This window comes from Protofrankia symbiont of Coriaria myrtifolia, from assembly GCF_900634755.1.
Taxonomy (GTDB): Bacteria; Actinomycetota; Actinomycetes; order Frankiales; family Frankiaceae; genus Protofrankia; species Protofrankia coriariae.
On sequence record NZ_CAAAFS010000318.1, the window covers coordinates 1 to 1,852 of the forward strand.

Genomic DNA, 1,852 nt, shown 5'->3' on the forward strand with positions numbered 1-1,852 from the left:
GAGTTGGACGGTGGCCCGGGAGGCCAGCAGCACCTTGCTGCCGTCGAACCGCACGGTCAGGTTGACGACCACCCGGTTGTCCTCGAGCTTCTTCTCGACGACGCCGCTGACCACGAGCGTGGCACCGGCGTCGTCGTCCGGCACCGGCACCGGGGAGGAGAACCGGACGCCGTAGTCGACCACGCTGCCGGGGTCCCCCGCCCAGTCGGTGACGAGCCGGGCGGCCGTGGCCATGGTGTACATCCCATGCGCGATCACACCGGGCAGGCCGACGCCCTGCGCCGCCCGCTCGTTCCAGTGGATCACGTTGAAGTCGCCGGAGGCCCCGCAGTAGCGGACAAGGTCCTCCCGGCGGATCCGGAACTCCCGCTCGGGAATCCGGGTACCGACCTCGACGTCGTCGTAGTCGATGATGGCAGGCATGTGAGCGCTCAGCACCCTTCCTGATCCTTGGGGGCGTCAGGCCGCGGTGCCGCGCGAGGCCAGCGCCGTCCGGGCGGTCGCGACCGGCTCGCCACCGGTCGTGACGAACTCGTACTCGCTGATCAACAGCTCGTTGCGTCCGGCCTTGCGGATGTCGGCGATGGTGGCGGAGACGACGAGCTCGTCACCGGCGACGACCGGCCGGCGCAGCGAGTAGCGCTGCTCGACGTGCACCACCAGCGAGTAGTCGAGACCGAGCTGCGGGTCATGCACCGGCACCACGGGCCGCCAGAGGGCCACCGCCGTCAGGAAGGTGGGCGGCGCTACAAGATCGATATAGCCGGCCGCCTTGGCGGCCTCAAGATCGTGCGAGAGCGGACTGTCATCCTGGATCGCAGTCGCGAACTGCCGGATGTGTTCGCGACCGACCAGAAAGGGAGTGTCCGCGACAAACCTGCGTCCGACAAAGTCCCGATTGAGCGGCACCGCATGCTCCGATCTCGCCGTCCCCGCGGTTGGAACCACCCCGCAGCACCGGGGAACTACAACACTCCCACGCGACAGCCAGCGAGGACAGACGGTTCCAGGGCACGACGCGGCGATCACCAACAGTGAAGAGATCAATCCAACGGACTGAACACTAGTCCCACGCCCCCCGACCACCGTACCGACAGGCCGTGGCGGCCCGACATCATCGTGGGGGAACCCGCGGACCCCTGGAAGAACCCTCGGAAGGCAACCTGGAAGACGACGTCACCCGGAGGCCGGCGAGCATCCGGAGGATGTCCGCGACCGGGTCAGCGGGTCTCTCGGTGCTCGGTGTGATGCCGGCAGTTCGGGCAGAACTTGCGCAGCTCCAGACGGTCCGGATCGTTGCGGCGGTTCTTGCGCGTGATGTAGTTGCGGTGTTTGCACACCTGACACGCCAGGGTGATCTTCGGACGGACGTCGGTGGCGGCCACGGTGCTGTGCCTCTTCCTGCAGGTGGGACAAGAACGAACCAGAGCTTGGACGTGCCGGACGACTACGGCGCCGTCCATGGCGGGACGCGACCCGACCGGTAGCGGTGGCCGGATTTGAACCGGCGACACAGCGATTATGAGCCGCTTGCTCTGCCTGGCTGAGCTACACCGCCTGGGTGGACCCACCCCGTCAACTGGCCCAACCGACGGGGTGATGGCCGGCAACCGCTCACCTGGCTACCGACCGGTGCCGCAGAGCCCCTTTACGGAATCGAACCGTAGACCTTCTCCTTACCATGGAGACGCTCTGCCGACTGAGCTAAAGGGGCGAGTACGCGGCCTTAGGTTACACGACGACGGGGCAGTGCGTGTCGCGGGCCCGATCGCAGTGACGCCGTCCGCGGCCGCCGCCGACGCTCGGCGCCCGCGGGTGCCCCACCCACCCGGCGGCTCCGCCCGGATCTCCC

3 protein-coding genes and 2 tRNA genes are annotated in these 1,852 nt (G+C 68.0%); all 5 read right to left on the bottom strand.

Going from position 1 to position 1,852, the window contains the following annotated elements; genetic code table 11:
- Nucleotides 1-423: MaoC family dehydratase (locus tag CM1CMNOD_RS18595; protein ID WP_131774102.1), on the bottom strand; the 423-nt coding region annotated here is incomplete at its 3' end.
- A gap of 36 nt (nt 424-459) precedes the next feature.
- A complete protein-coding gene (locus CM1CMNOD_RS18600) occupies nt 460-909 on the bottom strand; it encodes an FAS1-like dehydratase domain-containing protein (RefSeq protein ID WP_013875131.1) in 450 nt (149 codons plus the stop codon).
- Nucleotides 910-1,220: 311 nt separating this feature from the next.
- Complete coding sequence (rpmG, locus tag CM1CMNOD_RS18605; protein ID WP_013875132.1) at nt 1,221-1,385, bottom strand: 50S ribosomal protein L33; 165 nt, start codon at nt 1,383-1,385, stop codon at nt 1,221-1,223.
- Nucleotides 1,386-1,484: 99 nt separating this feature from the next.
- Nucleotides 1,485-1,558: transfer RNA gene (locus CM1CMNOD_RS18610), tRNA-Met, on the bottom strand.
- 83 nt (nt 1,559-1,641) lie between these two features.
- Nucleotides 1,642-1,714 (bottom strand) — tRNA-Thr (locus tag CM1CMNOD_RS18615).
- Nucleotides 1,715-1,852 lie beyond the last annotated feature (138 nt).